Annotated in this window: 15 protein-coding genes and 1 riboswitch; of the genes, 10 read left to right on the top strand and 5 right to left on the bottom strand. The window is 52.0% G+C overall.

The window, feature by feature from the left end; all coding sequences use genetic code 11:
• Positions 1-37 precede the first annotated feature (37 nt).
• The 3 genes from HCN83_RS16855 (at position 38) to HCN83_RS16845 (ending at position 2,552) form a co-directional block, all read left to right on the top strand.
• Entirely contained in the window at positions 38-1,246 is a 1,209-nt protein-coding gene (locus HCN83_RS16855) for an endo-1,4-beta-xylanase (protein WP_168009429.1), read from the top strand.
• A 358-nt stretch (positions 1,247-1,604) separates the two neighbouring features.
• A complete protein-coding gene (gene tenA, locus HCN83_RS16850) occupies positions 1,605-2,279 on the top strand; it encodes a thiaminase II (protein ID WP_168009427.1) in 675 nt (224 codons plus the stop codon).
• A gap of 78 nt (positions 2,280-2,357) precedes the next feature.
• Entirely contained in the window at positions 2,358-2,552 is a 195-nt protein-coding gene (locus HCN83_RS16845) for a hypothetical protein (RefSeq protein ID WP_168009425.1), read from the top strand.
• A 124-nt stretch (positions 2,553-2,676) separates the two neighbouring features.
• Here HCN83_RS16845 and HCN83_RS16840 read toward each other — a convergent pair whose 3' ends face one another.
• The gene (locus tag HCN83_RS16840; protein ID WP_246238289.1) at positions 2,677-4,659 is read right to left on the bottom strand and encodes a copper-translocating P-type ATPase; all 1,983 of its coding nucleotides are present in this window, start codon (positions 4,657-4,659) and stop codon (positions 2,677-2,679) included.
• A gap of 240 nt (positions 4,660-4,899) precedes the next feature.
• Positions 4,900-5,436 (bottom strand): hypothetical protein, encoded by a 537-nt coding sequence (locus tag HCN83_RS16835; protein ID WP_168009421.1) that lies wholly within the window; start codon positions 5,434-5,436, stop codon positions 4,900-4,902.
• 177 nt (positions 5,437-5,613) lie between these two features.
• On the opposite strand from HCN83_RS16835, the gene HCN83_RS16830 reads away from it, so the two are divergent.
• Entirely contained in the window at positions 5,614-7,212 is a 1,599-nt protein-coding gene (locus HCN83_RS16830; RefSeq protein WP_168009419.1) for an aspartate:alanine exchanger family transporter, read from the top strand.
• Positions 7,213-7,272: 60 nt separating this feature from the next.
• Here the strand turns inward: HCN83_RS16830 and HCN83_RS16825 are convergent, their stop codons facing one another.
• Positions 7,273-10,413, bottom strand: a complete 3,141-nt coding sequence (locus HCN83_RS16825) for a M14 family metallopeptidase (protein ID WP_168009417.1) — start codon at positions 10,411-10,413, stop codon at positions 7,273-7,275.
• Positions 10,414-10,709: 296 nt separating this feature from the next.
• On the opposite strand from HCN83_RS16825, the gene HCN83_RS16820 reads away from it, so the two are divergent.
• A complete protein-coding gene (locus tag HCN83_RS16820) occupies positions 10,710-11,351 on the top strand; it encodes a uracil-DNA glycosylase family protein (protein ID WP_168009415.1) in 642 nt (213 codons plus the stop codon).
• 269 nt (positions 11,352-11,620) lie between these two features.
• Entirely contained in the window at positions 11,621-12,745 is a 1,125-nt protein-coding gene (locus tag HCN83_RS16815; RefSeq protein ID WP_168009413.1) for a S8 family peptidase, read from the top strand.
• 840 nt (positions 12,746-13,585) lie between these two features.
• Here the strand turns inward: HCN83_RS16815 and metE are convergent.
• On the bottom strand, positions 13,586-15,847 hold the full coding sequence (metE, locus tag HCN83_RS16810; protein WP_168009411.1) for a 5-methyltetrahydropteroyltriglutamate--homocysteine S-methyltransferase: 2,262 nt from the start codon (positions 15,845-15,847) through the stop codon (positions 13,586-13,588).
• Between the two features lie 186 nt (positions 15,848-16,033).
• A riboswitch (cobalamin riboswitch) is annotated at positions 16,034-16,213 on the bottom strand.
• Between the two features lie 115 nt (positions 16,214-16,328).
• Here metE and HCN83_RS16805 point away from each other — a divergent pair.
• Positions 16,329-17,105 carry a class I SAM-dependent methyltransferase gene (locus HCN83_RS16805; protein ID WP_168009409.1) on the top strand — a complete coding sequence of 259 codons (777 nt, stop codon included), beginning with the start codon at positions 16,329-16,331 and terminating at the stop codon, positions 17,103-17,105.
• Here HCN83_RS16805 and HCN83_RS16800 read toward each other — a convergent pair.
• The gene (locus HCN83_RS16800) at positions 17,098-18,318 is read right to left on the bottom strand and encodes a Glu/Leu/Phe/Val family dehydrogenase (protein ID WP_168009407.1); all 1,221 of its coding nucleotides are present in this window, start codon (positions 18,316-18,318) and stop codon (positions 17,098-17,100) included. The two genes, HCN83_RS16805 and HCN83_RS16800, sit on opposite strands and share 8 nt — an antisense overlap.
• Positions 18,319-18,667: 349 nt before the next feature.
• Here HCN83_RS16800 and HCN83_RS16795 point away from each other — a divergent pair, with 349 nt between their 5' ends.
• The 3 genes from HCN83_RS16795 to HCN83_RS16785 are packed head-to-tail and all read left to right on the top strand — an operon-like array spanning position 18,668 to position 20,292.
• Positions 18,668-19,237 carry a nitroreductase family protein gene (locus tag HCN83_RS16795; protein WP_168009405.1) on the top strand — a complete coding sequence of 190 codons (570 nt, stop codon included), beginning with the start codon at positions 18,668-18,670 and terminating at the stop codon, positions 19,235-19,237.
• Positions 19,238-19,265: 28 nt separating this feature from the next.
• Entirely contained in the window at positions 19,266-19,787 is a 522-nt protein-coding gene (locus HCN83_RS16790) for a hypothetical protein (RefSeq protein WP_168009403.1), read from the top strand.
• A 1-nt stretch (position 19,788) separates the two neighbouring features.
• On the top strand, positions 19,789-20,292 hold the full coding sequence (locus HCN83_RS16785) for a ferritin (RefSeq protein ID WP_168009401.1): 504 nt from the start codon (positions 19,789-19,791) through the stop codon (positions 20,290-20,292).
• Positions 20,293-20,673 lie beyond the last annotated feature (381 nt).

Raw genomic sequence — 20,673 nt, 5'->3', positions numbered from 1 at the left:
TTTTCTACAAAAATACGGAATAAAGGGAGGAAATGGAATGCAGTCATTTTGGAAACGTACGGCAGCTGCCGGTCTGGCGGTGTCACTGATGGCAGGAGCAGCAGCAGGTTCAGCTGCGGCACAGGGAAAAGGCCAGCAGGGACCACCGAAAGGCGGAATTTTCGGAGAAGGGGAGATGGGCAACGGTAACGTACAGCCTCACGCATGGCAGGTACAGTCAATGGCAGACAGATTCAGTGATTCCTTTCCGATCGGCGCAGCGGTGGAACCGTGGCAGCTGAATGGCAAGCAGGGGAAGATACTGAAGCACCACTACAACAGCATTGTAGCTGAAAATGCGATGAAGCCGATTTCCCTGCAGCCGGAGGAGGGCGTCTGGGATTGGGAAGGTGCCGACCGGATCGCTGACTTTGCCAGAAAGCATGACATGGAGCTCCGCTTCCATACGCTCGTCTGGCACAATCAAGTACCGGACTGGTTCTTCCTGGATGAAGACGGCAGCCCGATGGTGGATGAAACCGATGAGGCGAAGCGGGAGGCAAACAAAAAGCTGCTGCTGGAGCGTCTCGACACACATATTGAAACCGTAGTAGATCGCTATAAAGATGTTGTCACCGCCTGGGATGTCGTAAATGAAGCAATTGATGACGGCGGCGGTCTGCGTGAAACCGCCTGGTATCAGATTACCGGCACGGACTACATCAAAACAGCATTTGAATCAGCGCGTGAGCATGCTGGAGATGATGCGATGCTTTACTTAAATGACTACAACACAGAGGTTCCTTCCAAGCGGGATGATCTGTATGATCTGGTCACGGACCTGCTGGAGGACGATGTGCCGGTGGACGGCATCGGTCACCAGGCACATATTCAAATTGACTGGCCCTCGATTGAAGATACCAGGGAGTCCTTCGAGCTCTTTACGGAACTGGGGCTCGACAATCAGGTGACAGAGCTTGACGTCAGCCTGTATGGATGGCCGCCGGATAACGCCTATGCTACGTATGACGAGATTCCGGACAGCCTTTATGACGAACAGGCGGATCGATACGCTGAAATCTTCTCTCTCTATGAAGAGCTGGATGCCGACATCAGCAGCGTGACGTTCTGGGGCATCGCCGATAACCACACGTGGCTCGATGATCGTGCCGAGCAGTACAGCGGCACCGGTGTCGACGCTCCATTCGTTTTTGATGAAAATTACCGCGTCAAACCCGCCTTCTGGCGCATGATGGACGAACGGTAAACAAAACAGCTCTCTCCAGGCTGCTTCACCCCCCTTTGAGGCAGCCGGAGGAGCTGCTTTTTTGTAGATCGGACCATTTGCAAATGAGCAGCCGCTATGGTAAAAAGAAGGAAATACGTAACGCACCGCTCTGGGGGAGCTGAACGCCGGCTGAGAGAGACGAGGTCTCGACCCTTAATCACCTGATCTAGTTCGCACTAGCGGAGGGAAGACGCGGCATGTAGAGAGTTCATTCTTCTCTTTTCATATGCCGAAACGCGCTTCTTTCCTGATGGGAAGAAGCTTTTTTGTATGCACCGGATCAGGTTTATAAAGGCTCCCGGCAGCCGGTGATAAACGAATAAGGAGAGTGACTCGTATGACATTCAGCGAAAGACTGCACGAAAAGCTGCAGCCGATCTGGCGGGAAAACCACCAGCATCCGTTCGTGACAGAGATGGGAGAAGGTACGCTCGATCCAGAGAAATTCCGCTTTTTCATGGTGCAGGACTACCTGTACTTAATTGAGTATGCCAAGTTATTTGCGATTGGGGCGTCAAAGGCAACGAATGTAGAGACGATGGGACGGTTTGCAAAGCTGCTCGATGTCACGATGAATGAGGAAATGGCGCTGCACCGTGAATACGCAAAGAAGTTCGGAATCACAGAGCAGGAGCTGGAGGAGGCATCGCCTTCACCGACGACGCTCGCCTATACGCACTATATGCTGCACGTCGGTCAAAACGGCTCGCTTAGTGATCTTGTCGCCGCCCTGCTTCCGTGCGCGTGGAGCTATTGGGAAATAGGGCGCGAACTGGCGGTTATACCAGGCGCTGCCGATCATCCGCTCTATGGAGAATGGATCCGCATGTACAGCTCAGAGGAGTTTGCACAAACCGCACAGTGGTGTATCGATCTTTTGGACGAGTTAACAGCGGACAGCTCCGAAGCCGAGCTTCAGAAGCTGGAAACGATCTTTCTGAACACGACCCGGTTTGAGTATATGTTCTGGGATATGGCGTATCATCAGACGATGTGGCCGATGAAAGCCTGACGAACGAATGGTTATCCGGCGTGAGATGGACAGTCAATGGGGCGCGCGTGTATGATGTCTTCTGAAAGGAGGAATTTGATGTACCGTGTTTTCATTGCGTTGATCGTGCTGCTTTTAATGGCGGTAATGATCAACGTCATTATCCCTCACACGGCGCTGCTGTTTTACAGTCCGGGCTTTTATAACGGCATCGTGGAAGTGACGAAGCTGCTCATTCTACTGTACATTCTGAAAATTGCCCTCGACGTCCGGGAGCAGACGAGACATTCGTAAAAGGAGTACAACATACATACTGCTAGCCGCGGGATTGATCGTAGTCAGAAGCAGATGAAAAAGACCGGCTTGTTGAACTTATTCAACCGCCGGTTTCTTTATAGTAGAGGTGCACAGAGATCAATTATTCGGATTTTAACAGTTTGGCATTAATTGCAACGATTATAGTGCTGACTGACATTAACACAGCACCCACCGCTGGAGTTAACAATATACCTGCTTGATAAAGTATGCCGGCAGCGAGAGGCAGGGCGATGATATTGTATCCGGCTGCCCACCAAAGATTCTGAATCATTTTTCGGTAAGTAGAGCGGGACAGTCTGATCAGCGCTGCAACGTCTAAAGGGTTGCTGCGGACAAGTACCACATCTGCTGATTCAACCGCGACATCTGTGCCTGCTCCAATGGCGATACCTAAATCAGCAACGGCTAGCGCAGGAGCATCGTTCACCCCGTCGCCTGTCATCGCAGTTTTCTTACCAGCTCTTTGAACTTGTTCCACGATTTCTGCTTTCTCATGAGGGAGAACTTCTGCATAGATCTGATCTAGTCCAAGTTCCTTGCCGACCCATTGAGCGACGGTTCGATTATCGCCTGTAACCATCATGGCTTCGATTCCCATTTGATGCAAGATCCGGACTGCTTCTTTGGAATCCTCGCGCACTTGATCAGCAAGTGCGATCATCCCGTATAACACATCATCAACAATGAGAAAAATGACCGTTTTCCCTTCAGAGGATAATTGCTGAAAAGTAGCCTCATGGAAAGAGACCTTATTTTCATGCATATAACCGGGGCTGACTGCAAGAACTTGTTTATCTTGAATCCGGCCGCTCAATCCTTTTCCCGTTAACGAATCGACCTCTTCAGGAGGGGAGTAATTGATTCCTTCTTTCTCAGCAGAACGCACAATTCCCTGGGCAATTGGATGAGCAGAGGAGGATTCCAGTGAGGCTGCGTAATACAAAATAGTTTTTCTGTCCGCATGTTCTTCTATGACATCCGTAATTCCAAATTCACCTTTTGTTAACGTGCCGGTTTTATCAAATAGCACGGCATTCAGATATCTTGCTTCTTCAAAGCTGGTCCGATTGCGAATCAAAAGTCCTTTTTTAGCAGAGAGGGAGGTAGAAACCGCCGTTACAAGCGGGGCAGCAAGTCCCAATGCGTGCGGACATGCAATAACCATAACGGTTACCATTCGTTCTATCGCAAAGTTAGTCGAAAACCCGGCAGCAAGCCATCCAGACAAGGTTAGTACTCCGGCGATAACGGCGACATAAAAAAGAAATTTAGCCGCTCTGTTTGCCAGATCCTGTGTCCGGGACTTCGATTCCTGTGCTTCCTGGACTAATTTAATTACCTGGGACAAATAGCTTTCCTGACCGGTTTTTTCAACGACCACAGTTAACGCACCTTCACTGTTAATCGAGCCTCCGATTAAAGAATCCCCGGCCTCTTTGTAAACAGGAACCGATTCACCAGTGACTGCTGATTCATCCACGTCAGATCTGCCTTGTGCAACGGTTCCATCTACCGGAACTTTTTCTCCAGGTTTTACAAGGACACGCTGACCCGGAGTGAGAGTAGAAGCTTTCACTTCGACGGTTGTCCCGTCTTCTTGTAATAAATGGGCGCTGGAAGGCATGAAACGGACGAGTTCCTCTAAATCGCTGGAGGCGCCGGCAATCGATTTCATTTCAATCCAATGGCCAAGCAGCATGATTACGATTAAGGTAGAGAGTTCCCAGTACATTTCATGTCCCGGAACGCCAAATACAACGGCTGTGCTGTAAAAATAGGCGACAGAAATGGCCAGGGAAATCAGCGTCATCATTCCTGGATTCCGATCACGCATTTCACTTACTATTCCTTTTAAGAACGGCCAGCCCCCGTAGAAGTACACAAAACTAGATAGAAGAAAAAGAATATACATATCAAACGGGAAGCGCCAGTTTTGCCCTAAAAACTCCTGAATCATTGGAGAAAGGGCAAGGATTGGTACCATAACTGCAGCTGAGACATAAAATCGATGTTTAAAATCGTTCAGATGATTTGCGTGATTTGCTGGCTGGTGGTTATGCTCGTGTCCCTGATGATGTTCCATCTGGATCCCTCCCTCTTTTCGTTCCATAATAAGATAAAAATGTGAGGAAAGTGTGTATATTCAGAAAGTTTAGTGTTGATCGTTTTATGGAAAATAAAAATAGGAATAAAGTAATTCGCTGACTCACATAAGGAGTTTCGATCCTTGTTAACAGTAAAATCGGAATGAGAGCGATCGTGTTTAATCTGTAACCAGTAAAAAAACCGCTTTCCTGAAAAATCCGGAAGGCGGTTCATTTTTTTATTCAGTGGCTGTCGTGCGGCGTCTCATGAGCATCATGCCGCCGGCACCTGCTGCAAGCAGCGCCATCAGTGCGAGAGTCGGGTAAGAAGTAGCCGTTGCAGGCATTTCGTTCCCTTCATCGTCGTGGTTATTGTCATTATTGTTTGCGTTGTTATCCGCGTCGTTGTGGTCGTTGTTGTTGTTTTCGTTTTCTTCAGCGGCCTCTTCGTTGTTTCCGTTGTTCTCATTTTCGCCATTTCCGTTTTCTTCAACAGCTTCAGTGGTGGCATCCTCATCATAATCAAGGAAACGCTGTTCCAAACCATCAGCTACTGTCAGGCTTTCACATGGAACGCCGTCGCTGTCGCCGTCAAGGCCTTCAGGATCGTTTTCAGAACTGTAGTCATGCGACTCCCAGAACTCCCAGACCTCTTCTCCTGTACTAAATGCATCACAGTTTACTGTACCTTCTTCGTGATCGGCGTGAGCCGCAGACATACCTCCAAAACCGATGAGAGCAGCGCTGGTGAACGTTACGAACCATTTCTTCATCACACATTCATCCTCCTTGTTTTGAAATATGTACCAGAGTACAAGGCCCATTATGGCATAATCGACCTAAATTAGCAATAATATTCTAAAAATTCAATTTAAGTTCCAGTATTCCCTGGCCGCTTGAAAAACAGGGCAAACGGGTACATCACAGACAAAAGGATGTGGAGGTCTGCGGTTATGACGGTCGTTCAACAGTTGCTGGAAGAACCGCTCGTTCTTCTGTTCACGATCTTATTTATCGGCTCTGTGCTTGGGAAAGCACATATAAAAGGAATCAGCCTGGGACTGAGCGCCGTTCTCTTTACGGCAATGTTTTTCGGTCACTATGGCTATCAAGTATCGGAAACCGTCCAAAACCTTGGGCTGACGTTGTTTATCGCAGCGGTCGGACTGCAGGTAGGCCCGCGATTTTTCCGTATGATGCGAACATCCGGGATGCAGTACGGACTGATCGGGATGCTGATTATCGTAGTTGCGGCGGCTGTAACGATTGCGGTAGCGGCGCTGTTTGATCTGCCGGAAGCGCTCGCCGTCGGCATGATGAGCGGAGCGCTCACGAGTACGCCGGGACTTGCTGCAGCGATCGACGCCACGGGTGATGGGGCAGCCTCGGTCGGCTACGGGATTGCGTACCCGGTAGGGGTGCTGGCGGTTGTCTTGTTCGTGCAGCTTTTTCCGAAGCTGTTTCGTGTCAATTTGATGCAGGAACTGGAGCAAAAGTCCGGACCAAAGCGGAGCAGAGAGTCACCGGAAGTGATGATTATTGAGGTGACGAGTGAAGCGGCGCACCGCAGAACGCTGAAGGAATTAAAAGCAGGGCGCGGTACGTCGGCCGTTGTCAGCCGGGTCATCCGCGGCACCCGGAACATTATCAGCCTGAGCGACACGGTGATTATGAAGGGGGACAGACTGGTAACGGTCGGATTAAAGGAGGATCTGGAGCAGGTCAGGGATGAACTCGGAAAAGAAAGCGACGATTCCTTTATCAGCGCCGACCGGGTTGAATTAAGAAAGGTAACAGTCGGAGCAGAGGACTTAATCGGCAAAAGCCTGCGTGAGCTCGGACTTCGCAGCCGCTACGGTGTGACTGTCACGCGCGTAGAGCGGGGCGGCTTTGAATTTAATCAGCATCCGGGCTGGCGGCTGGAAGCAGGGGACGTGCTGACGGTAGTCAGCAGCGAGGACCGCGTGGAAGAAGTGGAGAAGCTGTTCAGCAGACGAAAGCTTCCTGTTACAAACGTGCACCTGCTTTCGCTCAGCTTAATTTTGTTGTTAGGCGTGCTGGCAGGCATGATCGAACTGCCGCTTCCGGGAGAGCAGTCCGTGTCGTTCGGAGCAGCCGGCGGCCCGCTTCTCATTGCGCTTATCATCGGCCATTTCGGCAGGCTCGGACCGATCCGGGCCCGCTTCTTCCAGCCTTCCAATCAGGTAATCAGAGATTTGGGGCTAGTCTTATTTTTAGCTGGGGCCGGAACGACGGCAGGGGAAGGACTGGTGGATACGGTAGCAGAGCAGGGACTGACGGTTATTGCAGCAGGGGCACTCATTACGATTGTGCCGATGCTGATCGGCTTTTTCGTCGCCTGGCAGCTGCTGCGGATGAGCTCTGTGCACGCCCTCGGCTCCTTGTGCGGCGGCATGACAAGCACGCCCGGTCTCGGTGTGCTGAACAAACTTGTCTCAACCGATGACGCCGCGGTCGCCTATGCAGCAGCCTATCCGTTTGCGCTCGTTTTCGTTACACTGACGTCCCAGCTGCTGCCGTTGTTTTTATAAATTGAATACGTCTCCCGCAAATAAAGAGCGCCTCCCGCAATGGAAGGCGCTCTTCATTCTTTATTCGTCTGTGGAAAGAACCGGGTAGGAAAGGATATCCTCGTCGTCGGCTGAAACGGTTACCGTCGTAATGGTCTCGATTCGATCTTCTTCTTCACGCTGGCTGATGGTTTCTGTTTCCACCGTCAGCTCAATCGTAATCGTGCCGGCACTGTCTAGTTCCTCAAGCGGCAGTTCCTGCACCGATACAGCGTGAGACACGCCTTCTGCGGTTACGTCGAGCACCGCATCCGGATTCGCGTCGGCAAGTGCCTGAACGCCGGCTGTATCGAATGTGACAGAAGCACCCTCTGATCCGAGGCGTGTTTCTGCAGCAAGCCGGGAAACGGCAGATCCTTCTGCGGCCTGTTCAAGCGCCCGGGCGGATACATTGCCTGCAGGCTTGTTGGACTGAATCGCTGCATCTGCGCCTTCCACTTCGACCTGAGCTGTCTGGCCGCGGCCTGGATGCGAGCGCTCGGATTCCGTCGTACCGGACTGATAAATGCTGTTCGCGAGCATGCGGTAGCTGTGCTCCGTATGAGCGCGGAAAGCAAGCGAGTTGGCAAACAGCGTAAAGGTGGTATCGTCTGTTTCCGCTGTGAAGGACATGAACTGTCCCTGGGCATTATTGTTGCCCGGCCACCAGCCGGCCTGGTAGAAATCATCTGAATCGGCGAAGGTAGCAAGCACGTCCGCTTCCTCCGGCACATCTGTAATCCAGCTTCCTGTCGTCGTATACATCAGCTCTTCTGACTCATATCCTGCGTTGACCGGATGATCAGCAAGCTCTGCTTCAAACAAGCCTTCGTGGTTGGCACGTGTGAAGTCAAAGTTGAAGCCAGGGAGTCCGGCATTGCTGCGGACGGAGTTCAGCGCCTGTACACCGATTCCGATAAAGGATTTCCCGGCTGCAAGTTCGGGATCGAAGCTGCCGGAATCACTTACAATGACATCGGCATCATCGGCATCCGTCAGCTCAAAGCCAAGCTGGCGGAGCGAGAAGTCAAGCTGATCGGAGCCCGTTGCAGCGACCTGCTGCTGGGAAAGCTCGATCATGCCGGCGTTGCGGCCGTTTCCGTAAGGTTCTGTGTTGAAATAGTACTCATCTGCAAATTCCCGCAGATCCGCTGTTTCGACAAGGTAATCTCCTTCAGAAGCATTGCCGCGGGAGTCTGTAAACATTTCAACTGTTTTGCCGTCTGCAAGCAGTTCGTTCACGATGCGCACCGCATCATTCGTATTGTTGTGCAGGATCTGACGAGGCGGGTTGCCAGTGATACTTCCGCTTGGTACGGCTACTTCTTCCACTTGCTCCGTCAGGCCGTCCAGTGCACCTTCATCACGTACTTCCGTGATGTCAAAGCCGCGCAGCGCCGGGAAGTTGATAACGATTGGATCGTACATCGCATTCCAGTCTGATACATCGTCGCCTTCATACAGCATGGCGTTGGCGAGACCGCGCTTCGCCTGGTTCATTGGTACGACAAACGAGCCTTCCGGATACGTCACGCCGTCAATCTCGGTATCTGCGGTTAGCTGTTCCACGTCAATGCTGTTACGAAGCAGATAGTCTGCCATGTTGTAGGCTTCCAGTACGTTTTTCTGAGCACTTTCATCTGCCGGAATGACGTAGTAGTCCGGGAAGAAGTTGTCGTTGCCGTCACGGACACGTCCGATTGATTCGCCGGCGGCGTTTACGAAGTGCTCGTCGACGGAGCGGTCATCTTCATTGTTCACCCCGCGCTCAAAGATGGAAAGCTGATCGGCATAAAGCTCGTCCTTATTCTCCAGTACGTAATCGATGGCGCCAAGGCTGCTTCCGACCATGGCACGGTAGGAATCCTGGCTCAGCGTCGGTGCTTCAACCGTATGGCTGTAAGCGCCGTGCAGCATCCCGTACATCGCCGTGTAGGAAGGGGTCATATCATCCCAGCCGTCTTCCCAGTCCAGCTTCGGAATAAAGTAGGAGATGAGATTTGAGTTGCTTATCCCGCCGCGCCCGAGCGCATGCGCCTGTTCGAGCATGTTATCGATTAAAAGGTCATATTCAAAGTTCGGATTGTGAGGCGGTGTAGCCGGCTCAATTAAAAATCCATTTACGTAGCCGTGAATATCAATAAAAGAGAGCGGCGTCCACTCGGAAACGAGCTCGTTGACCGCCTGTGTTTCCACTTGCGTCTGGTAAGCATTGTCCCGGTTTAAGTCAAAGCCTTCCGCATTTCCGCGGGTGTTATAGGCGCGGCCGTCCGGGTTGCTCGTAAACATATACAGCATAATCACGTCATCGAGCGCCTCATCGACGTTCATCGTTACTTCAAACTCTTCCGAATCGTCCGTATTCATAAACGTGATATCTTCTTCAAGCGCAAAGTCGCGGAACAGCTCAATCTGAGCGTCGACGCCTTCTACTTCGTCCGGATGAATATTATTGAACCAGACCGGAACTTGATAATCACCGGCTTCTCCGGACGCGATCGCGTCCTTCAGCGCGGCTGGATCGTTCAGCGCCTGCGGCAAGGTTTCGTCGAAATAGCGGTCGACTGCTGCTTCGTCTTTAGCTACAACCGCAAAGTGAATATCACGGCCTTCCACTGACTCACCGACCTTTTCGTACTGCACGTAGCGGCCGGAATCTGACGCCTGATTCAGGACATCATCAATCGCCGGCTTCAGCTCATCGTAAAACAGGAACTCATCATACACGTTGTAGCGAAGCGTTGTTTCCGCGGAAGCCCCGCTCTGTGTATCGGTCATTGCCAGCTCATAGTCGTTAATGAACTGCTGGTACTGCGTGCGGATGTTGCGGGGTGCCAGGTTGTCTGTGCCGTAAAGCAGCCCGAACTCAATTTCCGCTCGTACTAGTCCGTCATCATCCAGGTAAGGCCCTTCTTTCACCTGGATAAACGAGCTGCCGTTATACGACGTGCCGCCCGTATGCTGACGCCATTCCTCGAGCGCACGCCCACCGAATGTAAACTCCACGCTGTCGAGGTCAACGTCGCTGCCCAAATCAGCGCTGACTTCTACCGTTCTCTCTTCGGTCAGTGACACAGTATCAATGTTCGTCTGCAGTTCTGTGTCGGCACTGGCCTCATCCTGCTGCGCAAAAAAGATGGAGCCAAGCAATAAAACAGAAAGCAGTCCTGCTGTTTTCCTCATTATGTATTCCTCCCCATTTTCAGTTGAAAAACGTCTTTTTACCTTATCAAATATTTCTGCACATTAGACTGAATAGTCAAAAAAACGTTTTAATTCCTAGAACGAGATATATTTCGACAGGCGAAAAGTACCTGAGACCTATGTAAGAACCAGGATGAAAGTATGTACCCTGTCAGATGATCTTCTAAGACCTGTTCGCAAAACGAATCATGAGTCACTATAGGAAAACGTCTGCAGGACTGTTTTTTCTTTTCAAAAAGCGGGGATATGAATAAACAAACAGGAGGGATGTACCTGTGCGTATACCGGAATCACTAGCAGAACGCGTCATAGCAGACAGCAAAGACTTTGCGCTGGAAGGGTTTGTTTACGGAAGCGGACCTGAAAAGCCGGCGATGATGCTCGTCGGGGAAGCACCGGGAGAGACGGAAATTCATAACGGTGTTCCGTTTAGCGGACGAGCAGGCAAAGAGCTGATGGCCTTTCTGGAAGGCCTCGGACTTTCACGTGAAGAAGTATATATCACCAGCGCGGTCCGCAGCCGACCTTACCGCTGGGGAAAGCGGAATAACCGGGACGGAACAGTGACTGAGCGAAAGTATAACCGGCCTCCCACTCAAAAGGAAATAACCGCTCATGCACCGATTCTCGATTATGAACTCAGCCACGTTGAGGCTCCGGTGATTGTTACGCTCGGCAACATCGGCTTGCGCCGGCTGGCAGGAACGGACTATAAAGTAGGCGACTGCCACGGCCGGTTTATCCGGACGCCGGTCCGCCGCCTTCAAGAGGGCGCGTTCGTCTGGTCGGACCGTGACTATCTGCTGTTTCCGACCTTTCACCCGGCTGCCATTTTCTATAACCGCAGCCTGCAGGAGAAAATCGCTGCAGATCAGGAAAAGCTGCGCCAGTTTCTGAAAACCGGAGTACCATCGTGAAGCCGCAGGAGAGCTGCCTGTGGCTTTTTGTTTGCGGTGTGAAGCGGATATGCAGCACCGCTTTAAAGCCGAAGATTTTACATCCATTTATTGGATGTGTGCAGGTGCTTTCTTAGCTGCGTCATACGTCATCCTTACAAATACTTACAAACGAGCTTGTCTTTTTTCGAGTGGCGAATAATATAAAGAGGAGCCGACTTTTCGGAAAATTATGTGAAATGACGGCCGCTCACCGCCGCGGTGAAAAAAACTGCATAAGGAGTGTTTGGATGAAGCGTTTTATCTGGTTGTTTGCTGCTTTAATGATGATCACGGGGGGACTGTTTGCTTCCGCTGTATCAGCAGGGGAGCAGGACAAAGAAGACTATCTGGTGATGTTTTCCGGCAATGCTGAAAAAGGACTGCTGAATGCATTCGGCGTAGAGGATGAAGATGTTCTCTATGAATTTGAACTGCTGCCGGTTTATCAGCTTTCCTTAACAGAAGGACAAGCAAAAGGACTATCTAACCATCCGCATGTAGAATACGTAGAAGAAGATGCAGAAGTACAGGCGATGCAGACCGTTCCTTACGGCATATCCCAGGTACAAGCTCCGGATGTACATCGTTTCGGTTATTTCGGACAGGGCGTCCGCGTGGCGATTCTCGATACTGGTATTGACGCCAACCATCAGGATTTGAACGTGTATGGCGGGCACTCCGTCTTCTCAAGCTGGCCCGACAGCAACCCTTACATTGATAACGACGGCCACGGTACGCACGTAGCAGGTACAGTGGCAGCGCTGAATAACAGTGTTGGCGTTCTCGGCGTAGCACCTCAGGCCCGCCTCTACGCGGTCAAAGTTCTGGATCAGAACGGCAGCGGGTCTAACGCAGGCATTGCGCAAGGAATTGAATGGTCTGTTTTGAACAACATGGACATTGTGAATATGTCTCTCGGCGGTCCGACTGATTCCGCGATCCTGCGCGCTTACTCGGACTATGCCTACAATCAGGGACTGCTCCTCATCGCTGCAGCAGGTAACAGCGGCAATGCATCCGGCACAGGCGACTCTGTCGGTTACCCGGCTAAATATGATTCTGTCATGGCGGTCGGCGCTGTTGATGCAAACAACAACCGTGCGTCTTTCTCCAGCACAGGTCCGGCTGTTGAAATCGCAGCACCTGGCGTCAGCATTCAGAGCACGTATCCAAACAACGGCTACCGCAGCCTCAACGGAACGTCGATGGCAGCTCCGCACGTAGCCGGTGTTGCAGCCCTTCTGATGCACTACCGTCCAAACTACTCTGCCCAGCAGGTACGAAGCGTGCTGAACAACTCCGCACAGCCGCTTGGCAACTCCAACCACTTTGGAAACGGACTTGTCGGCGCCTACCGCGCATTTGTTTATTAGAATATAAGAAAAGCTCCCGGGATGTCTAAGCATCCGGGAGCTTTTCCAGTCTGTTGAAAAAGTCTTTATAGGTGATTCACCTTGCATCTGCCTGTATCTGCGGACACTCGCTTTCCGGAGGGAACGGGCTCAGCTAACCGCTTCCTCCTGCTGTCGGAAGCGCTGGATCTTCGCCTCGTTCTGATCCTCCCGGAGTCGAGTGTCTCCGATTTCGGCAGCTGGCGGTAAGGTTGAAGCATTTGGTTACGATGGGCACGAGCTTGTTCCATATGGATGGAACCATTATTTACGCGACATTTCTATGACAAATAGCGATGCCGGTACTTCAACGTATTCACTATGAGAGTAAAAGAGCAGTCGCGTATACCTATTGTGACGCCTTTCTCCATTTTATGCAGGCATTATACTTCTTAGCATATATTGCACGTAGAAGTATGGTAAACCATTTTATGTAAATTAAATAATTGTTGAGAAATTTTTTTGTTGAGTGTGGTAATAAGTTGGTTTTTAGATAAAGAAGAAAGCTCCCGGATCGCAGCATCCGGGAGTTTTTCATTGTTTCATGTTGAGCATGATCTGAATGGTTCGGGGCATGCATAAGTTTTGGCTGGCCTCAAACATTTCATTTGCCGGCCGCAACTTATCGAATAATGCTCGAATCTTTTCATTCGGCGACTCAAACTTATCAAGCTCGCGCTTCAACTTATTATCGTTATTAACATTCGTTCGAAATAACGAAAAAGTTATACATTCGCATGCGAAAGTTTTCATTCTGCACCTGCAACTTATCAAACGCTCTCCTCCATCAAAAGAAACCTTTCGCCGTTGACCGCTTCACCCTTACACGCCGCTCGTCTGGCCTATAAGAGTTTCCCGGACGGTTTCTGCCGCCTGCTGCATGTTGCGAAGGGCAGCTTCTGTTTCCGATTCATTGCGGGTTTTTAAGCCGCAGTCCGGATTCACCCAAAACTGGAAGGCCGGCAGGACGTTCAGGCAGCGTTCGATCATGTCGGTCATTTCCTGAACAGGCGGGATACGTGGGCTGTGAATATCATAAACACCGAGTCCGATGCCCTTGTCGTACGTGTTGTCTTCGAACGCTTGGATCAGGCCGCCGTGGCTTCTCGATGTTTCAATGGAAATGACGTCGGCGTCCATGGCACTGATCGCGTCGATCATATCGTGAAAGTCGCTGTAGCACATGTGCGTATGGATCTGGGTTTCCGGCTGGGCAACGGCTGACGCTGCGCGAAACGAGTTGACGGCCCAGTCCAGGTAATGGGCACGTTTCTCCCTTTTCAGCGGAAAGCCTTCGCGTAGAGCTGGTTCATCTATCTGAATCATGCCGATCCCTGCTTCTTCGAGTGCTTCGACCTCCTGCTGCAGCGCTTCCGCAAGCTGATAGGCGGTTACAGATTTAGGCACATCGCTCCGTTCAAATGACCACTTTAAAATAGTCACGGGTCCGGTGAGCATGCCTTTTACAGGGCGATCCGTCAGTGACTGGGCATAGGCGGTTTCAGAGACGGTCATCGAACCTGGAGCAGATACCGCGCCGTAAATGAGCGGCGGCTTGACGCAGCGGGAGCCGTACGACTGGACCCAGCCGTTTTGTGTGACGGCCATACCGTCCAGTTTTTCTCCGAAAAATTCTACCATGTCGTTGCGTTCAAATTCGCCGTGCACGAGGACATCGAGCCCGATATCTTCCTGAAGCTTGATCCAGCGCTGCATTTTTTCTTCCACCATTGCACGGTAGCGTTTAGCGGATAGTTCTCCGCGCCGATAGGCGGTTCTTGCTTTTCGCATATCGGTCGTCTGAGGCAGGCTGCCGATCGTTGTCGTCGGCAGAAGCGGGAGCTGCCAACGGGCCTGCTGCAGCTCAGCCCGGCGTGAAAAAACGGGCTCTCTCATAGCGAGCTTTTCGCTGCTGGTGTCTCCAGCTGCCGGATAACGTTTCCGGAACCTGGAAAGAGAGGCCTGGTGATCGTCCAGCGTGCTTTCCGGAGCACCGGTGCATACCTGCTTCAGCAGCTGCAGCTCCTGCAGCTTTTCGTCAGCGAAAGCCATGCCCTGCTTCAAGTCTTCAACAAAGCGCTCTTCTTGCTTAAGGGAAACCGGTACGTGCAGCAAACTGCAGCTTGGCTGCAGAATCAGCTGATTTTCCGGGCAAAGGGACTGGACGCTGTGAACGAGCTGCTGAGCTTCTCGGAGGTCGCTTTTCCAGACGTTGCGGCCATCAATCACGCCGATTGCGAGCGCCGCATTCTGGTGAGGCGGATGCTGCCGCAGCTGCTGGAGTGTGTCGCCGTCGTCATACATCAGATCGAGTCCGAAGGCGTGAAACGGAAGAGCGGCGAATAAATCCCAGTGCGTCAGCGATTCAAAATACGTCTGCAGCTGCAGCGGTGCCTTCGGGACCAAGTCAAGCAGCTGCTGGAGCCACTTAGCGGCCTGCCCGGCTTCTTCACGGGTCAGGGACGTGACGAGAGCAGGCTCATCAAGCTGAATGAGTGGAGCACCTGCTTCGTACAGCTCGACAATCACTTTTGCATACAGAGACAGCAGTACAGACATGCAGCTGTCGCGGTGCTCAGCTTCCAGTCCCTTTGCAAGCGTCATAAACGTATAGGGTCCGACGAGCACCGGCTTTGTCTTTATGCCCGCGGCTTCTGCCTCCCGATACTGTTCAAGCGGATAGTTGCGCGTAACATCAGGCACCCAGCTGTCCTCCAGCTCAGGCACAATATAGTGATAGTTCGTATCAAACCATTTCGTCATTTCCATCGCAGGCGCCTCGCTCGTCCCGCGTGCGGCTGCGAAATACTGATCAAGCTCATTTCCGGACAAGGAAGCGAAACGCTCCGGTACCAGATTAAACATAAATGCCGTATCCAGCATATGGTCGTAATACGAAAAGTCGCCTGTCGGCACCAGATCGAGTCCGCTTGCTTCCAAACGGGTGAGCCTTTCCAGCCGGATGGCTTTCATTTGTTCCTGCAGCTCCGCTGCGGTTATTTCTTCTTTCCAGTACGCTTCAAGTGCGCGCTTCCACTCCCGGTTTTCACCGATGCGCGGATAGCCTTGTACAGATGTTTTCATGCTTCATTCCTCCTTCAAATGTATGACGCCGACACAAACAAAAAGCCGTGCCAAAAGGGGGGAACCCTTCCGGCACGGCAGCAGGACAAAACAGGTGTCTTTCCAGCACGAATCAAGCTTTAGCCGCACGTGTTTTGCGGCAAAGCTGTACAAGCCTGTTTCCACCTCCCTATGACCCGTAGGGCTGATGGTAAGGAACGACAGGCAGGTCTCCTGACTTAAGGATGAACACAGCCGCTCCTTCCCGGGATAAACCCAGTGGTACAGTGGCTGCTAACCTTTTACAGTGGCGGGACCGTTCCGGATTTACACCGGATTCCCTTTTAAGATCTGGCGAAGCAGATCACCTGTTGTTCATTACGTTATCAAGTTTGTCGTCATCATACAGGAAAAGGGAGCAAGTTGTCAAAATCCTCTAAAAGAAGCGCGGATTCGGATTTATTTACATAAAAAGGATATAATGGAAGGGAGGTGAGAACACATGAGCATCCATTTTCACGATGAACGGTTAAAAGGAAGCTATAACAGCAGGGATACGGACGCTGACTGGGTAAAAACGATGCAGGAGCTGACAGCAGGAGAAGATAGCAAGCATGCCGCAGATATTGGCTGCGGCGGAGGGATCTATACGAACGAGCTGCTGAAACTTGGGGCTGATAGAGCAGTCGGCATTGATTTTTCGGAAGTAAGCCTTCGCGATGCAAAAGAACGTCATCAGCACGAGAGGCGGCTGTCATTTCAGCAGGGAACCGCAGAGCGAACCGGTCTTCCCGGGAGCAGCCAGGATCTGGTGCTTGCCCGGGCGCTGATCCATCATCTGCCGGATACCGGCGCTTTCCTGCAGGAAGCAGGGAGGGTGCTGCGTTCTAAAGGGCGGCTGATCATACAGGACCGGACCGTTTCAGACTGTCTGCTTCCCGGAAGCCACTCGCACATCCGGGGTTGGCTGCTTGATTATTTTCCGCACCTTGCCGAGGTCGAAAAAAAGAGGCGTCCGAATAAAATGGACGTCCTCGAGCAGATGAAGGCTGCCGGCTTTACCAATGCGACGGCTTTTTCTATATGGGAGAAGCGAAAGCAGTTTGCAACAAGGCAGCAGCTGCTGGGTGAGCTCCGTCAGCGAACGGGACGAAGTATTTTACACGAGCTGACAGACAGCGAGCTGGAAGCGTTTCTCGATTTTCTGCTGACGAAGCTTCCGGAAGGGACTGTGACAGAAGCCGACCGGTGGACGATCTGGACAGGACAGGCTACTTGATCAGGCCTCGTGCCTGCATCACATCAGCAAGACGCCTGCAGGCCGTGTAATAGGCAGCACGACGGTAGGAGACGCCGGACTCCTGCTTGGTCCGGTTCGTGCGGCTGAAGGCCTGGCGCATGTAGTGCTCCAGCTGACTCAGCGCATCGGCCTTGCTCCATTCTTCCTTGCGCTCGTTCATTCGCCATTCCAGGTAGGAAACGACGACACCGCCGGCATTGGCTAGGATATCCGGCAGAACATCAATGCCTCGTTCTTCCAGAACCCGATCTGCATCTGCTGTTACCGGACCGTTCGCGCCTTCTGCGATCAGGTCTGCCTGGATCAGCCGGGCGGTCTCCTCATCAATAGCGCCGCCCATGGCGGCCGGGATCAGCACGTCGCACGGCACTTCAAATACGGCCGATGACTCATGGTCTCCGCCAAGGCTGCCCGTGTCGGTCTTTGTTTTTAACACTTTCTCCACGTTAATGCCGTTCTCATCAATGACAGTGGATGAGGAGTCTGAAATCGCCGTGATGATCGCCCCTTTATCAGCGAGAATGCGGGCGCAGAATGATCCAACGTTCCCGGCTCCCTGGATCGCGACTTTCAAATTGTTCAGGCTGCGGTCCTGTTCCTTGAGCCAGCAGCGAATCGTATGAACGACGCCGGCTGCAGTTGCTTCGACCCGGCCCGGGATGCCTCCAATGACCGGATCCTTTCCAGTGAAGACGGCATTATATGGATCGTGCAGATGTTTTTCGTATTCATCCAGCATCCAGCCGATTTCCTGCTGGCCGATGTTGACGTCCGGAGCGGGAATGTCCTGGTCGCGGCCGATGTAAGGGGACAGCTTGCGGATGTAGGAGCGGATCACGCGCTCGCGTTCCTTATCAGACAGCTGTTTTGGATCTGCAGCAATTCCGCCTTTTGCGCCGCCGAAGGGCAGGTGCATTAAGGCATTTTTCATCGTCATCCAGGAGGCGAGCAGCGACGTTTCGTCGATGTTTGTTTCCGGGTGGAGCCGGATGCCGCCTTTACCGGGGCCCAGCAGGGAGGAGTGCAGTGTACGGAAACCCTCCACCACGCGCATGCTGCCTTCATCGGATTCATATGGAACCGAAAAGGCGAGCTGCCTTTCCGGAATGCGGAGCAGCTGCTGAAAATCGTCATGCAGCTCCAGGTGTTCAGATGCTTCGTTGATCATGGCATAGAGTTCTTGCGTGTTCATCCAATCAGCTCCTTCACAGTGTCTACTCCGGTACCTTCCCCGTCCGGAGAGAAGCTAAGCGCGGGAACGTCATCTTCGCAGGCTTCAGCTGCCGGACACGTTATTTTTTTAGGGAATTTCTGCAGATAAGACTTGACGGTTTTTAAAAGCTGCACTATGATAAAAGAGCACCGTTAATTGATAATCATTCTCACTTTCTCACTTCCGAAAAAAAGTATTCCCCCCTCTCTTTTTTTTCGACACCATTGAGAATGGTTATCATTTATCGGCGGTGCCGCTTAAGATGCTAACGGGGGTGCCCGTCTGATACAATAAAGGGAAAGACTGGCAATAGAAAGAGGGATAGCATATGAACGATTTATCAACTATCACGCCGCTGCAAAAGGCGATACGGGAGCGCCGCTCCATTAAAACCGGATACACCGATAAATCGGTAGAGAAAAAGCTGGTGATGGATTTGCTTCGGGATGCCGTATGGGCGCCGAACCACGGACTGCGTGAACCGTGGCGCTTCGTTTATGTAAGCGCAGAAGAAAAGGAAGCATTTGTTGAAGGGCTGCTCGGACACTATGCAAAACGGGAGCATGAAAACCGCCGCAAGTTGTTTATGGAGCCGGCTGCCTATTTAATTGTAATAATGAAAGAAGATCCGCGCCAGAAGCAGCAGGATGAAAACATGGGCGCGATCGGCTCGATGATTCAAAACTTCCAGCTGCTTGCAGCAGAACGGCAGCTTGGAACCGTATGGAAGACAAATCCTCACATTTACGAGCCGCACGTCCGTGACATGCTTGGCGTGCAGGCTGGTGAACGGATCGCAGGCTTTCTGCATCTTGGCTATTATGAGGAAAAAAACAAGCCGAAACGGAAAGAACCAACTCCGCCGGAAGAGCTTACGACCGATTTCTCGTCGCTTTAAAAGGCATCTGTAAGGGGAGGTGGCTGCCATGCTGACAGCCGAAGAAATGCAGGCGATGCGCGCCATGATGGAAAAGATGATGATGGAACGGCGGATTATGCGCTGCTTTAAGGACCGGGATGTGGAGCCGTCCGCAGTATCCGTCAGCTGGAAAAAAGCCTCCGTGGAGATGAGTCCGGAAGCCCGGGCTGAAACCAGGCTGCTTCTGTTTCACGGCATACAGAAGCGCCCGCTTGTCAAAGAAATCGTACACGGCATGTATGAGCGTGAAGATCGCTGGCATAACCGCATGATGGAGCTGTACGAGCAGGTGCCGATGCACGTGCTTGTGCTGACGAAACCTCGCTACCGGGACGAGGCGCTTCGTGCGCTTAGCCGAATGCAGCTCTACAGTGCAAATCAGGGAATCGGCATGATTTTAAAGGAACGCGAATACTCGTTTTCGAAGCAGTGGCTCGACCGCGCCGGACGGCGTTCCGGGGAAATTCCGGCAGCTGTGCTGCACGCGGGCTGGCTGCCTGAACATTTACTAGAGAGGAGCGCGATGTAACATGATCAGCACAACACTTATTGACGCATTGAACGAACAGATGAACTATGAATTTTATTCTGCTCACGTATATACAGCAACAGCGGCTTACTGCTCCGGTGAAAGCCTGGACGGATTTGCGCAGTTTTATCTGGCACAGGCGGAGGAGGAACGGTTCCATGCGATGAAGTTTTATCAGTTTATTAACGACATCGGCGGCCGCGCGGAGCTCACCGGCATGCCCGATCCGGACAATACATTCGCTTCCGTCGAGGAAACATTTACAAAATCACTCGAGCATGAAAAAGAAGTGACGAAGCGCATTTACAAGCTCGCTGACTTGGCGCTGGACGAGCGTGAGCACGCGACGATGACGTTTCTGAACTGGTTTATTGAAGAGCAGGTCGAGGAAGAGGCTTCGTTTGATACGCTCATTCACCGGCTGAAGCGCATGGATCAGGACAGTCAGGCGTTCGAGCTGCTCGATCAGGAGCTCGGCAAACGAACGTTCAAGCCAGACGAATAAGGAAATCGAAAGCAGCTCCGGCCTGATATGGCCGGAGCTGCCAGGCTGTTGACAAAGTCAATCAGCTTACATGATTATTCTATTGATTGTATTTTCCCTCTGTTTACCGAGCCTGCCGTGGGCTTGTCTTCAGCTATTTCTCGGGGTGACCCCTGTATGAAGGAAAGAAAGGCACGGCTTCACACGGACACAGGCTTCTCACGAGAAGCCTTCAAGACCCAGTCCGGCTCCGCTCGTGCGGTGATGCCGTTCGCAGATCTGAACGGCACGGAATCTTCAGACTGCGCTGATTCCACAGGCGTCCCCGCCGGACACATCGGGGAAACGGCTCTGCTTGTTGGAGAACAACGTCACAACAGACAGACACGACTGTTTTTTTAC

Source organism: Alkalicoccus luteus (assembly GCF_012034335.1).
GTDB lineage: Bacteria > Bacillota > Bacilli > Bacillales > Salisediminibacteriaceae > Alkalicoccus > Alkalicoccus luteus_A.
Note: the sequence above shows the minus strand (reverse complement) of the source record. Positions and strands in the feature narration are given on the sequence as shown.